The organism is Streptomyces sp. NPDC006458 (genome assembly GCF_040612135.1).
Taxonomy (GTDB): domain Bacteria; phylum Actinomycetota; class Actinomycetes; order Streptomycetales; family Streptomycetaceae; genus Streptomyces.
The window spans coordinates 1-2,791 of sequence record NZ_JBEXPR010000024.1; the positions used below are offsets into that span (position 1 = coordinate 1).

2 protein-coding genes are annotated in these 2,791 nt (G+C 68.8%); both read right to left on the reverse strand.

Annotated elements, in window-relative coordinates; all coding sequences use genetic code 11:
- Positions 1-585 precede the first annotated feature (585 nt).
- Positions 586-1,173, reverse strand: coding sequence for an HTH domain-containing protein (locus ABZZ79_RS28680; protein WP_356693508.1), 588 nt, complete (start codon positions 1,171-1,173; stop codon positions 586-588).
- 842 nt (positions 1,174-2,015) lie between these two features.
- On the reverse strand, positions 2,016-2,791 hold a 776-nt coding region (locus ABZZ79_RS28685), incomplete at its 5' end, for a DUF5958 family protein (protein WP_356693510.1).

Here is a 2,791-nt window from a genome sequence, read left to right on the forward strand (position 1 = left end):
CAAGCTCCGCTGCTCGACCACCCGCATCACCAGCCTCGTCCAAGCCGTCCTCACCCTGCATCTGGCCAGCTCAGAGTGAAGATGGAAAAGGCTCACTGGCCCCTGGGCCCCGGCGTTCTTGTGAGTCGTCCGGTCGGATAAGACCGGGGAACCGCGACGCGCTCGCCGTTCGGCTGCGGCGACACCTCGCAGGTGACAACAAGACTGCCTACGTGACAGCTACCGTGCTTCGGCTCACTGGGCGAGGCGCACCCACTCCGCGAGCTGCGCCTGGCCGCGGACGTCGTCGTCGGCCAGGTCCTCGAACCGGGACGCCTGCCGCGCGGCGAAGCGGGCGTCCTCGAGGGCCGCCTCGACGGCGTCGCGTCCATCCCCTTCGCCCGGCGCCGTACGACGCGGCGGCCGATGCGGGCGGGATAGACCGGCTCCCGGGGCACGGCGACGCGACGCGGGGCGAGCGGGCGGCCAGCGGTGCGCCGGGGCGCCCAGGGCGTGGTCATCTTCGGCCTCGTATTCGTGGTGCGGATTCGGGAGCGGGCCGTCGTTTCGACGGCCCGCCGAATGCGGGTCCGGAATTCGGCCGGGTCAGATCCGGAACTCTATTTTCGAGACGTGCGTTAAATCTGCCCGCAGGCCAGCGGCACGGGTGCCCCACTCCGTGAAATACGACTCCGTGATGGCCTCAGCGACAATCGGATGCAGGTCCTCCTCCGTCGCACCGGCCTCCTGGAGTTCGAGGATCTGCTTCGCGTAGTAGGGCGAGATGTCCGTAGTGATCTGGCGCTCGCGGCCGTCATCCGAGCTGCCCGTGCAGGCGAATCCGGAGTACGCAGTCACCTCCACCATCATCCCGCTGAAGGTCGACGCCTGTTGACGCGCCTGCGCCCTGACCTGCGGTTTCCACTCGGATTCCGTCTCCTCCACCAGGGCGGCTTGGGGACACTTCTGCGCGGTCGTCAGCTTCCCGGCGCGGTAGCGCTCCACCGTGCGGCGCGAGACGCCCAGGCGCTCCGCTAGGGCCTGCGTCGACCCCTTCGCCCGCGTGAGAAGGAATTTCACCTGAGCCTTTGCGGATTTCGGCGCGGGCCGGGTGAACACCTTCCGCTCCGCCCGTGCGAGGGCCTCCAGGACCTTGCCACGGCGCGGGGCCGGCTGCTGCTCGTGATCGCTCATGCGACCAGAAGGCCACGGCGCGCCTGTGGACAGAGGCCAAGCCTTGGCGGCAAGCGGCCCCTGCGGATACGTGAGCGAGCCCCGGACCGATCCGGTCCTGTGCCGAAGCACGTGCGATCGCCTTGCGCCCGCAGCCCTGCGGTGAACGACACTTCTCGTCCCGCCGGAGGGCCGAGGGACGCCGATTGCAGGCCGCCCGGGCCACGCTGCCAAGCGCTGGCAGGACCGCACGTCGAGTACGACGGGCTCGCAGAAACGCGGTCGTGGCCCACTGCGACGGTGAGGTAGAACAGCCGACATGACGGTCTTCTACTGCGCGAAGTGCGGTGCCCACCTCACACCGGACCTCCAGGGTCTTCCCGAGGTGCCTGACGCATCCGCGACAGCGACCGTGATCGCAAGACCCGGCTCGCGCCCTCGACCGTCCTACGCGGCCACTACACCATCGACGCGCAGCTGTGGGGAGCCCCCTTCGTGGCTCCGGACCCCCGGCAACCGAGCGCATCCGGAAGTCGCGGCCTGCTGATGCCCCCCGCCATGACCGGAATGGTGTCCGCAGGGCCCAGGAACTCCGTGGTCGTTCATCCGGATGACGTGCCCACACTCCAGTTGATCGAAGCCTCGGGCATCCACTGGGGATGCTGCGGGCCGCTCGGAACCGGAGGCCGCAACATGACGTGCGCCTGTGGGACCCTCGTGGCCACCCTGGCCGCGGACTGTTTGGGACCCCACGAACTGCACCTCGACCCCGTCCGCGTCTATGCGTACACAGCAGGCCCGCCAACGTAGTCACGGATGTTGCTCTGTGCCGGGTAACGGCTACCTTGCGCAGGACGAACGATTCAAGGCCTGTGCCACCAGTGGCCGCATCCGCCGGAGCAGAAGCGCTCGCGGCGCCGCCCATCGGCGATCGCGAGCACCGCGATCAGGAGCCGGAACGCCTTCCGGCGTTCGTCGATCGGGCTGAGGCCGGCGATCTTGCCCAGTTGTTGATCGATGCGGCCGCGTGTGATCAGCACCGCAGGTGTGTGCGTTGGGCGTAGCCCGGCACGGCGGATGCTCTTCGGTCCGTCTTCGGCGACGGCACGGGCCTGGATGCAGTGATGGGACAACGACCGCAGTGTCACGGACTGCTCCTCGGATCCGAGTGCGTCGAACCACTCGATGCCTTCGGACATTGGGCGCAGCCCCTGGGCGAGTTCGTTGAGCATCACGTCGCGTTCGGTCATGCCTGACTCGCGTGAGACGGGCGGCGGGTTCGCCGCGGTGATCAGGATTCCGAGCAGGACCGCCAGTTCGGCGGCGCCTTCGGCCCAGCGGGTGGTTTGCAGCGGGTGCACCTGGTCGAGGGGGACGCCTTCGCGGGCCAGGACGCCCGTTGCCGACCAGGTAGACGACGCCGGGTCCATCCCCGCGGGTGCGGGGAGCAGTCCTGCGCCGGTGTCCTCTCGCCGGCGTACGCGGGTCCATCCCCGCGGGTGCGGGGAGCAGATCTCAGCCTCGTAGGCACGGCGGATGCCGTAGGGTCCATCCCCGCGGGTGCGGGGAGCAGTCTGGTTGACCTGTGGTTTTACCGCAGGTGGCGGGTGTTTCTGACCAGTTTCTTCGATTCGGGTGA

Excerpts from the sequence above, each read along its gene's own strand:
- ABZZ79_RS28680 (WP_356693508.1), bottom strand. The coding sequence starts at position 1,173 with ATGAGCGATCACGAGCAGCAGCCGGCCCCGCGCCGTGGCAAGGTCCTG.